Source organism: Spirochaetae bacterium HGW-Spirochaetae-1 (assembly GCA_002839375.1).
Lineage (GTDB): Bacteria > Spirochaetota > UBA4802 > UBA4802 > UBA5550 > PGXY01.
This window is the reverse complement of sequence record PGXY01000003.1, coordinates 372,814-390,521: the sequence shown is the minus strand read 5'-3', so window position 1 is coordinate 390,521 and position 17,708 is coordinate 372,814. Positions and strand designations below refer to the sequence as shown.

Annotated in this window: 15 protein-coding genes and 1 tRNA gene; 3 read left to right on the top strand and 13 right to left on the bottom strand. The window is 48.1% G+C overall.

The genetic code is table 11. From position 1 onward, the window contains the following. Positions 1-68: 68 nt before the first annotated feature. The 7 genes from CVV44_06355 to CVV44_06325 all read right to left on the bottom strand — a co-directional run bounded on the left by CVV44_06355 (position 69) and on the right by CVV44_06325 (position 5,604). Positions 69-392, bottom strand: coding sequence for a cupin domain-containing protein (locus CVV44_06355; GenBank protein PKL39839.1), 324 nt, complete (start codon positions 390-392; stop codon positions 69-71). Positions 393-416: 24 nt separating this feature from the next. Beyond that, complete coding sequence (locus tag CVV44_06350) at positions 417-2,069, bottom strand: 2,3-bisphosphoglycerate-independent phosphoglycerate mutase (protein ID PKL39838.1); 1,653 nt, start codon at positions 2,067-2,069, stop codon at positions 417-419. 157 nt (positions 2,070-2,226) lie between these two features. Then, entirely contained in the window at positions 2,227-2,523 is a 297-nt protein-coding gene (locus tag CVV44_06345; protein ID PKL39837.1) for a hypothetical protein, read from the bottom strand. Positions 2,524-2,613: 90 nt separating this feature from the next. After that, the gene (locus CVV44_06340; protein ID PKL39836.1) at positions 2,614-4,191 is read right to left on the bottom strand and encodes a hypothetical protein; all 1,578 of its coding nucleotides are present in this window, start codon (positions 4,189-4,191) and stop codon (positions 2,614-2,616) included. Between the two features lie 123 nt (positions 4,192-4,314). Further along, positions 4,315-4,977: a hypothetical protein gene (locus tag CVV44_06335; protein PKL39835.1), complete on the bottom strand. Its 663-nt coding sequence runs from the start codon at positions 4,975-4,977 to the stop codon at positions 4,315-4,317. 2 nt (positions 4,978-4,979) lie between these two features. Further along, positions 4,980-5,402, bottom strand: coding sequence for a hypothetical protein (locus CVV44_06330; GenBank protein PKL39834.1), 423 nt, complete (start codon positions 5,400-5,402; stop codon positions 4,980-4,982). Positions 5,403-5,530: 128 nt separating this feature from the next. Next, positions 5,531-5,604, bottom strand: a tRNA-Pro gene (locus tag CVV44_06325). Between the two features lie 322 nt (positions 5,605-5,926). Here CVV44_06325 and CVV44_06320 point away from each other — a divergent pair. From CVV44_06320 to CVV44_06310, 3 genes are read left to right on the top strand one after another with little or no spacing between them, the layout of a single operon-like run. Beyond that, a complete protein-coding gene (locus tag CVV44_06320; GenBank protein PKL39833.1) occupies positions 5,927-6,259 on the top strand; it encodes a hypothetical protein in 333 nt (110 codons plus the stop codon). Positions 6,260-6,274: 15 nt separating this feature from the next. Next, the gene (locus CVV44_06315) at positions 6,275-8,875 is read left to right on the top strand and encodes a hypothetical protein (GenBank protein PKL39832.1); all 2,601 of its coding nucleotides are present in this window, start codon (positions 6,275-6,277) and stop codon (positions 8,873-8,875) included. Between the two features lie 24 nt (positions 8,876-8,899). Beyond that, a complete protein-coding gene (locus CVV44_06310) occupies positions 8,900-9,106 on the top strand; it encodes a hypothetical protein (GenBank protein PKL39831.1) in 207 nt (68 codons plus the stop codon). 86 nt (positions 9,107-9,192) lie between these two features. Here the strand turns inward: CVV44_06310 and CVV44_06305 are convergent, their stop codons facing one another. From CVV44_06305 to CVV44_06280, 6 genes are all read right to left on the bottom strand, one after another. Then, positions 9,193-11,058: an aldehyde ferredoxin oxidoreductase gene (locus tag CVV44_06305; protein PKL39830.1), complete on the bottom strand. Its 1,866-nt coding sequence runs from the start codon at positions 11,056-11,058 to the stop codon at positions 9,193-9,195. A gap of 55 nt (positions 11,059-11,113) precedes the next feature. After that, on the bottom strand, positions 11,114-11,368 hold the full coding sequence (locus tag CVV44_06300; GenBank protein PKL39829.1) for a hypothetical protein: 255 nt from the start codon (positions 11,366-11,368) through the stop codon (positions 11,114-11,116). 346 nt (positions 11,369-11,714) lie between these two features. Further along, the gene (locus CVV44_06295) at positions 11,715-12,269 is read right to left on the bottom strand and encodes a hypothetical protein (GenBank protein ID PKL39828.1); all 555 of its coding nucleotides are present in this window, start codon (positions 12,267-12,269) and stop codon (positions 11,715-11,717) included. 63 nt (positions 12,270-12,332) lie between these two features. Then, on the bottom strand, positions 12,333-14,129 hold the full coding sequence (locus tag CVV44_06290) for a fructose-bisphosphatase class III (GenBank protein PKL39827.1): 1,797 nt from the start codon (positions 14,127-14,129) through the stop codon (positions 12,333-12,335). A 318-nt stretch (positions 14,130-14,447) separates the two neighbouring features. After that, positions 14,448-16,235, bottom strand: a complete 1,788-nt coding sequence (locus CVV44_06285) for a hypothetical protein (GenBank protein PKL39826.1) — start codon at positions 16,233-16,235, stop codon at positions 14,448-14,450. A gap of 156 nt (positions 16,236-16,391) precedes the next feature. Next, a complete protein-coding gene (locus CVV44_06280; protein PKL39825.1) occupies positions 16,392-17,669 on the bottom strand; it encodes an anion transporter in 1,278 nt (425 codons plus the stop codon). Between the last annotated feature and the right edge of the window lie 39 nt (positions 17,670-17,708).

Genomic DNA, 17,708 nt, shown 5'->3' with positions numbered 1-17,708 from the left:
ATTTTGCCTCTTGCCCCTAAGATATATTTATAAATTATCACTTTTCCACAAAGGAATTTCCGACATCGTTACGGTAAATAATCTTCCCGAAGGGGAGAGAAGACCTCTACGGCAATGGAGTCCTCGAGAATCTCCGCTTCATGCTCCACACCGCCGGGGATGCACCAGCTGTCGCCGGGATGGGCTTCATGAATGAAATTACCGATCCTCAGGTTGATCCTTCCCGATACAAGGTAGCCCGTCTGCTCCTGTGGATGGCTGTGCCTGGGGAGGATATGGCCCCTCTCCAGGCGGAATTCCGTCATGAGCGTGTTATCTCCGTAGGCAATGGTCTTCATTTCTACTCCCGCCAGGGGTTTCTTGTACCCGTCGTCGGATTTTTTGGAAAACATGGAATCTCCTCCGGTCTCTTTGCTTTATGTCCACTGTATGATCGACGGTTCATAGTCCGCCGGCGGTACCAGGTCCATGAGCATGAGGAGTGTGGCAGCTACGTTGGCCAGTCCTGGTTTCTTAATATCGGCCAGAGCGTACTCTCCGGCAAAACCGGGATCATAAATGATGGCCGGTACGGGATTGAGCGTATGTGACGTTTTCTTCATGGGAAGTCCCGTTTCCTTGTCGATCTTTGCATTGCCGGTTTTTTTATCCATCTCGAACATCTCATCCAGGTTCCCATGGTCGGCCGTAATAAGGGCGATACCGCCCTGTTCATGTATGACCGGTAGGAGCCTCCTGAGGCAGAGATCAATGGTTTCAGCCGCTATGATGGCCGCCTCCAGGTCGCCCGTATGGCCCACCATGTCGCCATTGGGATAATTCAGGCGCAGAAAATTATACTTTCCGCTTCTCAGTGCCGTCATGACGCTGTCGGTGATTTCGGCCGCCTTCATCCAGGGACGCTGGTTGAATTCCAGCCTGTCGGAGGTGATCTCCTCATAATCCTCAAGCTTCGCATCGAACTTGCCGCTGCGGTTGCCGTTCCAGAAATAGGTGACATGGCCGAACTTCTGCGTTTCGGAAATGGCATACTGGGTTTTACCTGTGTGGACCAGGTATTCACTCATGGTCTCCTCAATGGCCGGCGGGATCACCAGGTATTTTTTCGGGATCTTCAGGTCTCCGTCGTATTCCATCATGCCGGCGTATACCACATCGGGCCTGCGCACCCGGTCGAATTTATCCAGGGTCTCTTCCTCGAAGGCCCGGGACATTTCGATGGCCCGGTCGCCGCGGAAGTTGAAAAATATGACCGAATCACCGTCATTGACGGTCCCCACGGGTCCGCTGCCGTCCGTTATGGTAAAGGAGGGGAGATACTGATCTGTTATCTCCGGGTCGTCGCTGCGGAAGGTTTCGATGGCCTGGCGTGCCGAGGTGAAAGCCCGGGCTATGCCCAGGACATGGGCGTCCCAGCCCCTTTTTACAATGGACCAGTCGGCCTCGTAGCGGTCCATGGTGGTTATCATCCTGCCTCCGCCCGAGGCTATGGCGTAGTCGAGTCCCTGTTTCCTGAAGTCCTCTAGAAAGGCCTCCATCTCGTCGACGTACTGCAGGGCCGAGGTTTCGGGAACATCGCGTCCGTCAAGGAGTATGTGAACCTTGCATTTTTTCACTCCTTCCGACGCGCTCTGTTTTATTATACCCATAAGGTGATCAATGTGAGAGTGAACATTGCCGTCGGAGAGGAGCCCTATGAAGTGAAGGGTCGTTCCCTGTGTGGCGGGTTTTATAACCAGTTCCTTCCAGGTATCGGTGGTGAAAATATCACCGGATTCCAGTGCCCTGTTGACCAGCTTGGCTCCCTGTTCGAAAATTTTTCCCGCTCCCAGGGCATTGTGTCCCACCTCGCTGTTACCCATATCATCGTCGCTGGGGAGTCCCACGGCTGTTCCATGGGCCTTTAGCGTGGTATTCATGTATTCCCTTCGCAGGGAGTCGAGCAGGGGAGTACGGGCCTGGCGGAAGGCGTCGCCTTCATCTCCCTTTCCCAGTCCGACGCCGTCCATGATGATGAGGACAACGGGTCCCTTTCTTTTTATTTTATGTGATTTCTGCAGTGCTTTCATTGTCATATCCTCTATGTTGGTATATATACCATTTTGCAGAATGTTTCAATTATTAATTATCTTTCCACTATTTCCGCCGGGTTGTATAATCTCAACAAATAAATGAACCGGGCCCGTTGATTTTTGACAGGGGGTGTTGTGTAGAAAAGGAGGACGATTAGTCCAGCAGAAAAGCATCGAGGCCGGCGAGTTCCAGAACACGCATGACCCCTTCAGTTGGGTTGATGAGGTTCAGTTTCCTGCCTGATTTACCCAGCCTGTTTTTGACACGGATAAGTGCCGCCAGAGACATGGAGTCGATTTTGGTGACATTAGTTAAATCGATTATGGCGTTTCTGTCATCTTCCCGGATAAAATTATTGAGCAAATCTTCCAGTTTGAGCAGTTTTACCGAAATAACTTCATCTTTCAATAAGAATGTACGATCATTGTCGTTATCAATAAACTCAACCATGGTGAAGTTCCTATTGTTTATTCTATAAAAGTATGATTTATTTAGTCAAATAAAATATATATGTCTCATAAAAAAGAAGTGATTATGTCGTTAATTAGCAATGTCGTTTTTTTCTTCCCTGCCCAGAACCATTTTCAAGTCCCTGGACCTGTTTTCCAGCGAATCGGAGAGAAGCTTCAGGTATTTCAGGTTTTCCATGATATCGGTTCCCAGCTTATTCATGCTGTTGAACCAGTCCGTGATTTTTTCAACAGACTCGGTCTGGATGACGGACTGCTCATATACCTCTTTTGCCGCCTTTTCAACCTCGACGGAAGAATCGTAGAGTTTCTTGCTTTCTTCAAATTCTTTGCTGGTATTATCATTCAGGCTCTGCATGAAGATAGAATTTTCCCTGATGAAGGATATGGTCTGGTTCAGGTACTGGGCCAGGTTGCCTATCATGGCCGAGATATTTTCAATGTTGCCCACCGTATCCTGTATGATCTTGGCAATCTCCTTGGAGGAATCAATGCTCATGGTGGCCAGTTTTGATATTTCATCGGCGACAACGGCAAAACCCCTGCCGTGCTCCCCGGCACGGGCTGATTCGATGGCGGCGTTGAGGGAGAGCAGATTGGTCTGGTCGGCGATTTCACTGATGGTTTTTGATATTTCCTCGATTTTCTGGGAATTCATTTTCATGTCCGTTATAGCCTTTGTGGTACTCTTGAGGTTGTCCTCGTTGATGGTGGCCAGGTTCAGCGCCTCCCGGGCTTTTTTGCTCTGGGCCGTACTGTCACTGTATATCCCTTCCATGAGGTTGGATATCTCTTTAATTTTAAGAAAATTTTCCTCAACGGTCCTATACTGGAAGTCCGACTTGCTGCGTATCTCTTCGATGCTTCCCGATATGTTTGTTTTGATGGTTTCCACGTCGTTCATAAGCTTTCCGTGGGCGCGGATACTCTCGCTGATTTCCTTCAGAGAATTGGCAAGCTCTCTGCTGCTGGCCAGAAGTTCCTCCGAGGTCTGATCAACAGTGGCAAGGACATTTTTCATTTCACCATAATTTTTCTCTGCCCCGGTTCGGGCATCGGCCAGTTCGTCCATATTTTTGTTGGTAAAATCGGCCATCTTGTAGAGGAAGTAGGTGAAGCCGAGGAGAAATAGTATCTTGGGTGCTTCTGCTGATCCCCGCAGCGTGTTTGTGGCAAAGAATTTTGTTACATCTTTTGTAAAGGTCATTCCTCCGTCTATGATGGCCAGGCTGAGGAGTGCTATGTAGGTAGTCACTGCCAGCAAGCCTGCATAGAGCGTGAGTTTTTTATTATACCGCATGGCGTTCATGGCCATGAACAGGAAGTAGACGAGGAAGGTGGCCGGCTCTTTCATTGTCAGTCCGTATCCCACGCGTTCGTCAAAGTGCATGGTGAATTTCAGAAAGAAAATCAGCAAAAATTCGATGGTTACCGAGGTATAGATGAGGGGAACTGATATGGTATTTTTCATTATGGAAGCCTGGTTTACAATGGCCAGGGTGAGGAAAATAGTATCGGCTGCCAGGATGGCGCCCCAGCTCATTATGCTGGATCCGCTTACGTAGGCTGAAACAGCTGCTATAAAGAAAAAAACGATGAATACATACCGGGCGCGGTTGATGATGCGTTCAGTAGCAATGGTGCTCATGATTACCTCGGATTTTTTAGCCGTTCTGAGTGCATAGAATATAGGGTCTGTGCATATTTTGCAAGTTAATTGTGAAAAACAAGGGAAAATGTTGTCATAAACTGCGGAGTTGACAGGCTTATGTCAGTTAATTGTATCCACTAGTTTTCTGATGTCTTTTACGAGCTTGTCGGCCTGTGAAGACAGGATCTCATTTTTATCATTCCCGCCATTGTTTTTCTGTAAAGTAATATAGAGGGAGAGAGACTTCAGCATGAGCTCCCGCGAGGTCTCGCGGGTCAATTGATCTCTGAGTCTTCTCCCGCTTCCGGGCAGCAGTCTGAACAGGACATTCCTGATCTGCGGGAACAGAAAGGGGACGAAGGCCTTCAGTAAAATATAGGTTATGAGGGGAATGAGCAGAATCAGGTTTGCCCGTAAAACGGGAACCAGGTATGAAAGAGATTCAGGATTAAAACTGTCCTTCCATAAAATCCAGAGCGTATCAGCCATGGCAAGGGAAAGGAGGAATACGGTTTTCCCCTTCGGCAGGCCGATGGCTGAGAGACCCGAGGATATGATCAGGACCGATATAAAGAGGAGAATGGTTTGGAATCCCACAAGTCCCGTTACCGTACTGACCCGTGAAATAAAGGTATTGATGCCCGTGATAAGGTCCTGGATGTCGCGGATTACGGAGGGAACGGCCGGTTTGAAAAATGACGGACCATCGCCGCACGAGATAAAGACCAGGAACAGCAGGAATAACAGGGCCGGAACTATCCTACTTTTTTTTTCGCCTGACATACTCAGCTCGATAGCTCAAAATTCATAATGATCTGGTTGCCTTTTTCGTTCCATTCAATATGGCAGAACTGATTGATAATAAAGAGGCCCCGCCCCCGGCGCTTAAAACGGTTTTCTTCCGATAGCGTCATTTTGAGTTCATTGTAATTGAATCCCTTTCCGTCGTCGGTAACTATTATAACAAGATGAGATCTGTCGACAGAAATGGAAATGTGGACATTTTTTGACGAAGACCATTTGTTGCCGTGCTCCATAGCATTGGTTATGGCTTCATCAAGGGCCAGATACAGTTCCTCGTATCTGATGCGTAGTCCTATCTTTTCATGTTTTATGAAATTAGTAACTGCATCAACAATGTTCTTTTTAGAATGTTTGCTGGAGGGGAACTGATTCTGATAAATGTTGGTATTTTGGTTATTCAACATTGTATAAAAATAAGCTAAGATTAGATTAACGTTAATAAAGTGGACATATTGTTCATCATACTATATGTGATTCCGATGTCATAACTCTCAATGCCAGGTGAAGAATGTTAATCTTATATCTTGATATTTCGGGATGGGGAGATTCGAACTCCCGACTTCTTCGTCCCGAACGAAGCGCGCTACCGGGCTGCGCTACATCCCGTCATGGAACTTGCTCAATTACTCAATAATTGAGTCACTTACACATACAATGGTGATATTTGCAATTAATTTTTTGATGCTTTATAATTATTTCGTATACCGCACAATTGTTTTACAATGCCTCTCTTTGTTGAAGATAACTATTTTGTGTTGCCAAAAAAAACTTGTTTGATATTATGTTTCCATATACATTCTGATAGTAACAAAAGAATGTTAAAATTTTCATAATAATGGTCGCTACATTAAGCCATATTTCTCAAGTGCTAACGATTACATTATGATGTCTCGCTGGTGAAAACAAATTATATACAGAAGAGGCGATTATGGATCTATCTTACCGATACTCGGGCAAGTCAGTGCTGATTATTGATATTGATGAGGCAAGCGGCTCATTGGTAAATGGCACTATAGAGGATTTTATTGAGACCATGTTAACCATGGACAGAAAGAAGAGCACTATGATCGCCCTGGATATGAGCAGGAAAAAATATCTCAACAGTTCGGGCCTGGGTGATCTGATCATGACAAAGGACAGGCTCTTTGACCAGGGAGTAGAACTGGTCCTTATCGGTGTAGCGGGAAACATCCAGTCGCTCCTTTCCATGGTGGGAGTGGAGGATTTTTTTAAACTGGCGGGAAATGAAACAGATTTATAAGAGCGAGTGCGGAACATGACAGAATCAAATATCACAGAAAACAAATACACATCGTACATAATGGATGGTATCGTCCAGCGGCGTTCCAACAGGGTCTTCGAAAACATCGTGCGGATGCTTTTCAGGAGAACCGAATTCGACGGTGAAAGCCTGGCAACGCTGAAGGATTATGAGGAAAAGGGGAAAATTGTATACGTTTCTTTTCAGAGTTCCACCACGTCACTGCTTATTTTCACGTATCTTCTGAAGCGGCATGGACTGAAGGCGCCGGTGCTGGCCCTGGGCTATAATCCCTACCTGTTCCAGGTTGTGACAAACCTGGTGCGCAGGATATACCGGTTTTTGTGGGGGGGGCTGGGACTCCGGAGTTTCCGCATGGTGACCGATGAAGAGTATATTGAGGATGTCCTGGAAAAAAACGATCCCATGGTCATATCACTGCTGTCGGGCAAACTTTTTGTGCGGCGATACGTGGAGATCAAGATGGATATATTGCAGCATCTGATTGAAAGTCAGAAAAAATCATCACTCCCCATATACATTTTGCCCCAGATAATGTTCTGGAACCGGAACCCGGAAAAAACCAGGACCTTTGTTTCCTCCAGGGCCACGGGCGACCGCGGGCTGTGGAGCGGATTTTTTACCGTGGCGAAAAGCGCTACCCATCCCTTCATGCGGATCTCGGGTCCCATCAACCTGCAGGAGGAGATCGAAGCGGCATCCGTTGATGACTCCAACCACATCGCCAGGATCGTCAGGAACAAGATACTGGAGATGTACAATCACGAAAAGAGAACGGTTCTAGGACCCGTAATGAAATCCAGCAGCGAGATGATGGAGCGCGTACTCTATCACAAGAACGTTCTTGACGAGATCCAGCGGCAGATGGAAGGCGGCAAGTCCGGTGAAGAGAAGCTGCGCAGGAAGGCATACAAATATTTTCGGGAAATAGCGGCTGATTTTTCCATAATATACATACGGTTTTTTGAGAAGAGCCTGAACTATGTTTTTAGAAAGATATTTGACGGCATTCATTACAACATGGATGATTTCAAGATGCTCAGGGAGGAATCGCAGAAGGGCCCCTTGATCATTATGCCCAGTCATAAAAGCCACATGGACTATCTCATTATCTCCAGTCTTTTATTTCAGAATAAAATCATTCCGCCCCATATCCTGGCCGGTGCGAACCTGACTTTTTTCCCCATGGGCAAGATATTCAGGCGGTCCGGGGCCTTTTTCATGAGGCGGTCCTTTAAAGGCCTGGATCTCTACGCGGCCGTATTCAAACAGTATGTAAAGATCCTGGTAAATGAAGGATATAGTATCGAGTTTTTTATCGAAGGCGGCAGGACGCGCACGGGAAAACTCCTGGTGCCGAAACTGGGGATGCTGAAGTACCTTATCGAGTCCGTCGAGGAAGGATACAACAAAGATATCATGCTTGTCCCGGCTACGATCAATTATGACCGGATACTCGAGGAAAGTTCCTATCAGAAGGAACTGAAGGGGAAGGAGAAAAAAGAAGAATCAACCAGTTCCTTTGTGAAGAGCCGGTCGCTCCTGAAGAGAAACTACGGGAAGGTTCATGTCTCCTTCAGCAAGCCTGTAAGTCTGAATGAATTGAAGGCGGCCGTGGGGGGCGGTGAGGATGAAACCTATAATGTGGCCATGTACGTTATGCGGAGAATCAATGAGATCACCATGGTCACACCCTTCGCCATCACGACCTCGGCCATTCTTTTTTCATCGGTGCGGGGAATATCACGGCTGGCGCTTTATGAGAAGGTCGGCATTCTCCATGATTTCCTTGCCTTTGCCAAAGTCCCCATGGCTGAAATGCTGCAAAACAGGGATAATATCGGCCCCGCAGTGGATATGGTTTTGCAGTCCTTCAAGGCCGACGGCATCCTGGGGGAACTCAAACTGGAAGGAATAGAAACCCTGAGCAAGCAGGCCGTCATGGAAGACCTGTTTGTCATCAATGAAGAAGAAAGGATTAAAATCTGTTTTTACAAGAACACTATCATACATTATATTCTTCCCGTATCTTTTACCGCTATCGCGATTCTGCGCTTTTCCGGAAAGGGAAGCATGAGCTACGAAAAGGTCAGGAAGGTCTACAGGGCGATCATCGATCTCTTTAACGAGGAATTCATATATCCCGAAGTCCTCATTGAAGGGGATGGCGGCATAGAGGCCATGGTTGAATACCTGGCGGGGCGGGGAATAATTTCCCGTACAAATGGGAAAATATCCATAGAGGGTAACGGAGAAGAGGAACTGCTGTTCTACGCCTACATGGTTCATGATTATTTCGAATCCTATTATGTCGTTTTCGACACGATAATTCATCTTGAGAGAGAAAAGATTTCCCGGAAAGACCTCATGGCCGATATCCGGAAAAACGGCATTCGCCATTATCACCTGGGGAAAGTAAGGCTTATGGAGTCGCTTTCCATTTCCAATTATAACAATGCCCTGGTTTCCATGGCCTATTCAGGTATAATAAAGGAAAGAACAGTGGGTAAAAAGAATATCGAGGTCACCATTGCCGACAAAAAGAAGGCTGTGGAGGTTATGGAAAATATACGGCAATATATTGAGAGATCATAAATATACTATTCTGGAGGATTTTTAATGGATCACAAACCAAGCAAATCAGCTGAAAAACTGGCCGCCATGATTAAAAAGGCCATTGATGATGGGAAAGTTACCGCAACGGAACGGGAAAAAATCATGATGCTCGCCGACGAGGATCATGTTATCGACCCCCAGGAGCGGAGGCTTCTCGGCGAACTACAGAATATGATCGATAACGGTTCGGTAAAAGTCGTTCCCGACTGATCCCATGAACCGGTATTGATTATACAACGCGAAAGAGGCGGCCTTGAAGGGCCGCCTCTTTCGCGTTGTATGTGCGTGTAAAATTTCTACTTCTTTTTAATGCCCAGTTTTTTCAGCAGCCGGTCCGTGGGGATTCCGTTTTTATCGAAGCCGCGTTCCCGGTAATAACTGTCCAGCATCTTGTGCAGAGGGACTGTCATTCCCTTGGGATCGCATTCACGGCCCTCGGTGAGCATGCGCTCCGGAAGCGTATCATCCTTGCGGCTGATGCCTTCCAGCGTGTTCATGTAACGCTCCAGGACATGAATGCGTTCCCCGGCCTTCAGCATCTGCCACTGGTTCAGCCTGAGACCCGTGATCCCGGACCAGAGCCTTGACCACGTGGCCACATCCATGGCCATGAGTGCAACCTTGGGCAGGTAGGTCATGAGCTGTCTCAGCACCGGGACCGGTGAAAATTTCACCAGAGGCGGCTGCAGCGTATAGGCGAAAGCCGTGAACTGGCATGTATGCAGAGAGTTGACTGCGCTGTAGAGGTTTTCAAAATATTTTACCAGGGTCGGTTTGGCGCTTGTATTGTAGGGCTTTACCATGTTGAAGAAGGCCTCCAGTACCATCATGGATGTGGAGAGATGGCAGGCCCCGCGGTTAGCCGTGGCATAGGAAAGCCCGTGTCCCCAGACACCCCGGGGATCGTAGGCAGGCATTTCCATTCCCTTTACCTGGATGGCGAAGGATTCACCGCCGTATTTTCTGGATAGCGACCGTGATCCCATGGCCATTTCCTTCCCGAAACCTTTGCCGAGGGCCATATCCTTGAGCGCCTGGGAAACACCCTGGGGAGATCCGAACTTAAGATCGCTCTTTACGAGGCCCTTCTGTGCAGCTTCCATTACCCAGGCAATGGTACCGCCGGCAGAAATGGTGTCCATGCCCATGTCTCCGCATATCCGGTTCCAGTCGGCGATCTGAGCCTGGTCAAAGATACCGATGTTGGATCCCAGCAGTACGGTTGTTTCAAATTCCGGGAGGGGGAGTTCCTTGCCATTGAAGGTCCCCATTTTCCCGCAGAGAATCTGGCATCGCTTGCAGGTATGGTATTTTGTGCTGTACTCATCCTTGAAGAATTCGCCCGATAGTTTATAGGCCTCGTCATGCCTGCCCTTGGTGAAGTTATTCACGGGCAGAATCCAGGCCTCGTTGTCGGGCATGGTATTTGCGTTGGTGCCGAATTGTTTATAATTATCCACCGGCGCGGAGTTTTTCAGGTAATTCATGGCCCGCTTTCGGGCTCTCTCGAATTTTTTTCCGTTTTTGGGAATAACCTTATAGGCTTTTCCTATTGCCACGACAGCTTTAAGGTTTTTGGCGCCCATGACCGCTCCCATGCCGCCCCTGCCAAGGTATCGTTCCCCGGAGATGACGTTGGCAAAAAGATTGATGGTTTCACCGGCCTGACCGATACAAACCGCAGCGCTGCCCGGGATTTCCTTGTTCAGGGCCGCCTGCGTATCGATGGATCCCTTTCCCCAGAGTTTATCGGCCTTTTTAAATTCAACGCCCGAGGAGGATATAACCAGGTATGTCTTATTTTTTGCTTTTCCCCTGACAATAAGTCCGTCATAGCCGGCCGTTTTCAGGCTTTCACCAAAAGGCCCACCGCATGAGGAATGGGTCATGATGCCCGTGAGGGGCGATTTGGTTATGGCGGAAAATCGGGCCGAACAGGGGGCCGTAGTGCTCATGTATACACCCATCATGAAGGCGATCATGTTGTCTTCGCCAAGAGGGTCCGTCCCCGGTTCCATACGGTCGTACAGAAGTTTCAGACCGAGTCCCTTACCTCCCAGGTACATTGTTCTCTCTTCATTGGTAACAGTGTATTCGCGAGCAGTTTCATCGGAAAGATTGATCTCCAGTATTCTGTTGCTGGTTCCAATTATTTCTTGCATGAAGCTTCTCCTTTTTTGTGTATTGTATATTTTTTATATATTTGTTTGCTGAAGATCAACCTCCGGCCGAGGGTTTCAGGCAGGATATCTGATCGCCGTCATAGAGCTTTGACCAGAGGCCGATCCTTTCCCCGCTGCGGAAATACGCGAAGGACGATGTGCCTGTAAGGCCGAGATCTTTGAGTACGCTTCGCAGTCGCCTGTTTGTCGTGGTGATATCCACTCCTTTTGCCGGATCGTAGTTTTCCAGGGACAGAGCCTTGTGAATACCGGAATAGAATTTCAAATTGATGGTGATTTCCTTTGCCATGGTTTTTCTTTTTACCGTATGAGATGTATTGTTGTATGCGGAGCAATGAACTCTTCCGAGAATGAATAGTCGCTCACTGTCCACGATAATTATCCAGTATAACTTAAAAATCAATGAAAAATTTGTTCAGATCAGAAATCAAAGTAAATAAAAATGAATTTAGTCCAGTTTTATGAAAATGGACTAAATTCACATATAATATATACTGTAGGTATATATTATATGTGATATACTGAAGGATATTTTTCCGCAAGCAGAAAACAGATTTTAAGGAACAAAAAAAGGGATTGTGGGTGTATATGTTGTACGGGCGGGTTTCAAACCCGCCCGTACAAAAGGAATATGTTTAGATATCGAGACGCAGGCCCAGGTGAACAGCGTGCCCTGTGGCCTTCTGGCCATCCTGTTTTGCTATACTGTAGAGGTATTCGCCGAAGAGCTGAACTTTCATCACCGGCAGGGGAAGAATAGTGAAAAGGAGTCCTCCGCCAATGGAATAAGCCTTGAAAAATTCAGTGCTGTTGTACGATGAAGATGTGTCGACCTTTTCCCAGATGGCCGTATTGAACTTCACGTAGGGGTCAATGGGGAAAAGCGGGATATCTACCTGATTGTATATATCAAGACCGATGATCTTCTTATCGTAGTCGCTGCTGCTGCCGTACTTGAGGACCGAACCCTGATAGAAGGCCCCTACCCCCAGTTTGAGGATCACCAGGTAGGTAACATTGAGATGCGCATCAAGCCCGTACTCGAAGCCCGCAGGGTCCACATTTGTTCCTTCAATTTCAGTACCGAAGGCATAACCGCCATAAGCGCCTACATCAACGATGGCAAAACTCGCTGTAGGTATTAAAAGAAGAAAACCTGCTGCAATGATGAAAGACTTTATTCTGTTCATTAGTATTCCTCCGTTATTGTAATCTACTTCAATTTCTATAGTACAGGATTACGGGGGCAATGGTCAAGAATTATATTGCATAATTATTTCGAGCAGCTCTTTTCGTCTCTTCTGGAGTTGACGGCCAATCCAGGTATCCTTGATTTTTTTCGGCATCTCGTAGGTGGCTATATGCTCGAAGAGAAGCTTTGCCGGTTCCTTCTTTGTTTTCGATTCCTCCAGTTCCTCTTCGGTGGGGAGGATAATGGCGAAGAGGGAGTAGGGCGTGTGGATAAGGGAGTGGCCGCGTCCCAGGTAGGCATCGGAAAAACCACCGTCGATGTTGATGGCCCGGCCGTTCGATGAGGCGAGTTTCTGGCCCTTCATTATGTTCACCGGCGTGTGTCCGTAGACCACTCGTTCCGCGCCGAATTCCTTCTCGATGAGATCCATGAATTCATCTTTCTGGATATTCTCGCCCCAGTGCAGTGTTATTTCCTCATGTGTATCCTTGTCGCGGAAGAAATATCGCTCGAATGTTTTCATGGCGTGCTTGCCGAAGAAGGGGGATTTCGGCCCGCACCAGAGATAGAACATGACCGCGAGTTGGAAGTCTTCCTGTTTGTTCCCGTTCAGATAGTTTTCGCCCACGTCCTTTACCGTGGCTTCTATGTAGTCCAGGAGCTCCTTCCCTTTTTTTCCGTATAGCTCGTCGAACTGGCCATCGGCGGTACTGGGTATGAGGGCGTGGATGTTGAGGATGAAATTATGGACATGATAGAGTTTTCCCTCGCGGAAAAGGAATTCCATGAGGCGTTTTATCTGCAGGCTACCCGTGAACTGTTCCGCCAGGTCGTCAATGATTTCCCGCTCCTCGGCGGTGAGTTCCAGGGGATTGTCCGGATTGAGTGTGGGGAAGTGCGTGTCCGTGAGGCCTGCCATGTCGCCTGCCTTGAGCATGCCGGCAAGTTTTTCCAGATTGAGCCGTGAATCCATGTCCAGCTGGGGATATTTTTTTATAGTCTGTTCTTCAAGTTTGAACTGGATCATGGTCAGGGTTTTTTCGATTTTTCTCGAGAGCGGTTCTATGGCTTTGAAATTTCCACTTACGTTGTCGGGGTACAGGCGTGAGGCGAATTCCTGGAGGCGCGTTGTGTCGATGCCGAGCCGGGTGACGAAGACCAGATTGTCATACCTGAAGGATATACGCAATGCTTCGGCTATGAGCGACCTGTTGCCCGCTGCCGCCCCCATCCAGAGGATGTCATGGTTTCCCCAGACGAATTTCACAAAGGGCTTTATCTCCTTCGAAGAGAGTATCCTGAGAATCTTGTCAGGTTCATCGCCCCTGTCGAATACATCACCCAGCACCACGAGCTGACCCAGGATGACCTGTTTGGTTATTTTGGCCAGGGAGCTGATTACCTTGTCGGCTATAAGTGTATTTTCATAGACCACGTTAGGGACCGGAAAGTTCAGCAGGAGATTTTCCAGCAGTGTCCGCAGGTCCTTGTTGATGCTTCCCCGTATCTGATCGAAATCCTGTATGTTCTGCATTTTGTATCGTATGATGGTAACCAGTGAGGAAATGACATCCTGTCGCTCCATAGCGTATTCATCACTGATGAAGTATTTCTCTTTTCGTATTATCCGGTCCAGGTAATCGAGTTTTTCATCGGAAAAGGTTTTGGGCAGGGCCTCCTGGGCCGACCGAAAGACCAGGCCGAAGCGTCCTTTTAATATGGCGACGAAGCGGTCGCCGGCACCGTGGGGGTCGCTTACCCACAGGGTCGTCTCGATGAGCTGCTCAAGTTCCGTTTCTATCTGGGCCAGTTCTTTAATGTATTCATGCAGTGATGATATTGACAATTTCTGGTTCATGTCGTGCTCCGGGAAATTGAATTTGGCGTCTGTCAGTATCAGGTGTATGAGCTTAATTCACGACGGGGATATGTCAATGCTAATTTGGGTCGTTATTGCGGTGATGATGTGTGCCTTGTAAATGAAAGAATGATTGCTCAGTCATTGAAAAAAAGTGATACAGGCAATAAGTTTTTGGACCTCATTTCCCGACACTCCCCCTTTAATAAGCCACCCCTTTTCCGCCTCGGAGAAGCACACAGCAGGATGATGCAGTGTCGAGCGCAGACAGGAGGTCCAAAAGGCGCTCGACGATGGCCGGGGGATGATATCATTTCATTATAATGAGAAAAATTCGATCTCTCCCGCCAGGGTATCGGCCCTGTCATCCAGCACCCTGGACAGGTCGTTGACCGATGATGCCTTGGTGGCTATGTCCTGGATGGCCTCGGAAATTCTGGCAACGGTGTCGATGAACTCCTGGTGGGTCGTGGCCTGTTCCTCGGCTGCCCGCAGATTGGCCACGGCCATGTTGATCATGTCGTTGAAATGCTTCTGTATCTCCTCGCTTATGGTGGACTGGGACTGTGCTTCCTCGGCGATCTTAACTACTATGGCCGCGGTTTTTTTCACGAAGGCTATTATCTCGCTGAATTTTTCCGATGTCATCTTGATGGAGGCGATTCCCGTATTGACGTCGGCGAGCGTCATGGTTATGGACTTTGTTATCTGGTCGGCGTTTTTCTGTGTGTTATCGGCGAGCTTGGATATCTCTTCGGCGACGACGCTGAATCCTTTCCCGTAGTCACCGGCCCTGGCTGCTTCAATTGAGGCGTTAAGTGATAGCAGGTTTACCTGGTCTGCGATATCCTTAATGATTGAAGCGGAGTCGTTGATAGACTGGGTGCTTTTCTGGATGTTCTCTATTTTTGAAATGGTATCGTTGAGGATTATCTCGCCCTCTCCGGCCTTCTGCTCCGTAACCTTTGATATATCCGCTCCTGACGAGGCGCTTTGTGCGATGGTCTCGGCGTTTTTCAGGATTTTTTCCATGAGCGATGAAACCATTGTTGTCTGCTGATTCTGCTCCTTGGAATTGTCTGCGATGCTCTCGCTGGAGGCCGCCAGCTCTTCGATGGAGGCGCTCATTTCCTCAACGGACGAGGCCACGTCCTGGGTGTTGTCACTGAGCTTGCTGATGGTGTCCGACAGGTTCCGGGAATCAATGCTAAGATTTTTCGCTTCCCCGTCGATTCCCGAGATGATTTTATTGAGCACGGCGATGAGGTTGTTGAGATAATTATTCATGGAGCCCATTTCATCCCGTGTTGTTACCGGTACTGAGATATTAAGATTTCCATCGACGATCCGGTTTATGCCGGTACGCGTATGCTCGAAGGTCCTTTGCACCGAGGATGAGAAAACATGGGCAATGTAGACAAGGTTGAGAAGAAGAAGTGTCGCGATGACGATCACATGGAGACCGATGTTCTCGAAATGAACCATATTATGGTTCATTTCCAGGATGATGAAGCCGAAAGCCATAGATGGAGAAAAAGACATGGTGAAGAGCGATATTGCGATCTTGACCCTCAGTGAAAACCGGGTGGAAGTCTCACAGTTCAAAGCGGCGATTCTGGGTGTATCGAGAAGACGGGCAAATTCCTTCTCTGCTATAAAATAGGAGTACACGTATCCCGGGGGCACGATGACCAGGAGTACAATGAAAATTGCATAGTATTGCAGCGCTTCCATGGGAACGAATAAATGTCCGACCATTACGGCAAGCGTTGGATTGATGACCCATCGGATTGTTATGCTCAGGGCCTGCTGCACGGGCTCGCGGAGCAGGATTTCATGGGCCCATTTCAGATCGGCATCATTTGAATTTTCATCGAATATTATGGTGAGGGGCTTCTTGAGACGCAGGTAATTTATCATGATCCCCACGGCAAGCACGGGACCGGCACTGATGAGAATGCCAAGGAATATGGCCATGAGTTTATCGCCGCGCACATCGCCGCAGATCACGGCTATATATACAGCCAGCGGTACTGCTAATATGTAGGTGACAAGATTCTGTCGTGCTTCCATCGAAAAGAAAAATTTTTTTGCCTGCTTGTTCATGGTGATACCTCAATATTAATGAGTTGAAAGGAGAAGGTTGTTTATAATTATAGAACAGGTATCGTCAGTTGTCATGCACTTTTTAAGAATATTTATGATAGGGTGACGCATGACATGATAGAATGAGAGATTCTACGGAAGTGTTTTTCGGTGTCTTTAACCTATGATACCAGCAGCATGCCAGGTCTGGAGCATGAACACTGAAAGCACAAGTGTGAGTATGGTCACGATAATGCCGGCCTTGAAAAATTCCCTGAACCCGATTTTCACGTCCAGGGACCGGGCCGATTCTATGACGATGAGATTGGCCATGGCCCCGATGATCGTGGCATTCCCCGCCAGGGTTGAAGCCGAGGCCAGGGCAAGCCAGAGCGTGGGGCTGTCGCTGCTTTTCATGAAGGGGAGCATGACTACGGTGTATGGAACATTGCTTACGATCTGGGAAAGGACCAGGCTTATGCCATGCAGAATGCCGATGCCACGGAGATCGGGTGTGAGGAGTTTCGCGTCGATGAATCCGGCAATGAGCCCGGTTTTTTCAATACCGCGGACAACAATGAAAAGGGATGCGAAAAAAAGAAGGAGGACCCAGTCAACTTCTTTGATGATTTCTGATGGCCGTAATTTCCCCAGGAGCAGGATCAGGGAAGCGCCGCAGAGAGCTATGATGGGGATGGACAGTCCGATACGGTGATTGATGAAAAAGAGGAATGTCACCAGGATGAAAACGGGAACAGAGAATTTCATCGATGCATAGTTATATTGCCGGGGCTCCTCCCGGAATACGATCCTGTCGCGGTGGCTGAAATTTTCCGGGTAGAGGAGCTTGATGACAAAAACAATGATGACCATGCCGATAAGTGAAACGGGAAGCAGTAGAAAAAGGAACGTTGCGTAAGGAATGCCGGAGTTTATGCCGATGAGCATGTTCTGGGGATTCCCCGTAATGGTCATGGCGCTTCCTGTGTTGGATGCCAGGATTTCGGCGATGAGGTAGGGTATAGGGCTCAGGCCCGATGAGCGGCATATCCTTATTATGACGGGCGTAAAGAGGAGAACCACGGCATCATTCACCAGGAAGGCGCTGGATATTCCCGTGGCAAAGACAATGATGACGAGGAGCCGAAACTGGTTCTCCGACATGGCCGTGGTTTTCTGTGCTATGAGGGCGAAGAAGCCGTCAAGTTCCAGTGTGACGATGATAATCATCATGCCTAAAAGGAGGGCAATGGTGTTGAAGTCAATGGCTGCCACGGCCTCTTCAAAGGAAAGGATTCCCGTCAGGATCATGAGCACGGCGCCGAAAAAGGCCGCCGATGGACGGTCCATGTTGACGCCGGGAAGGCGGGTGAAGATTATCCCCGTGTAGGTGATGACGAATATTATCAGCGCTGTCCACTGAACGTATGACACGGTGGTAACTCCATCCCGAATTAAATTTTGAAATAATTATCTTTCTTTTCTTTTCGGATT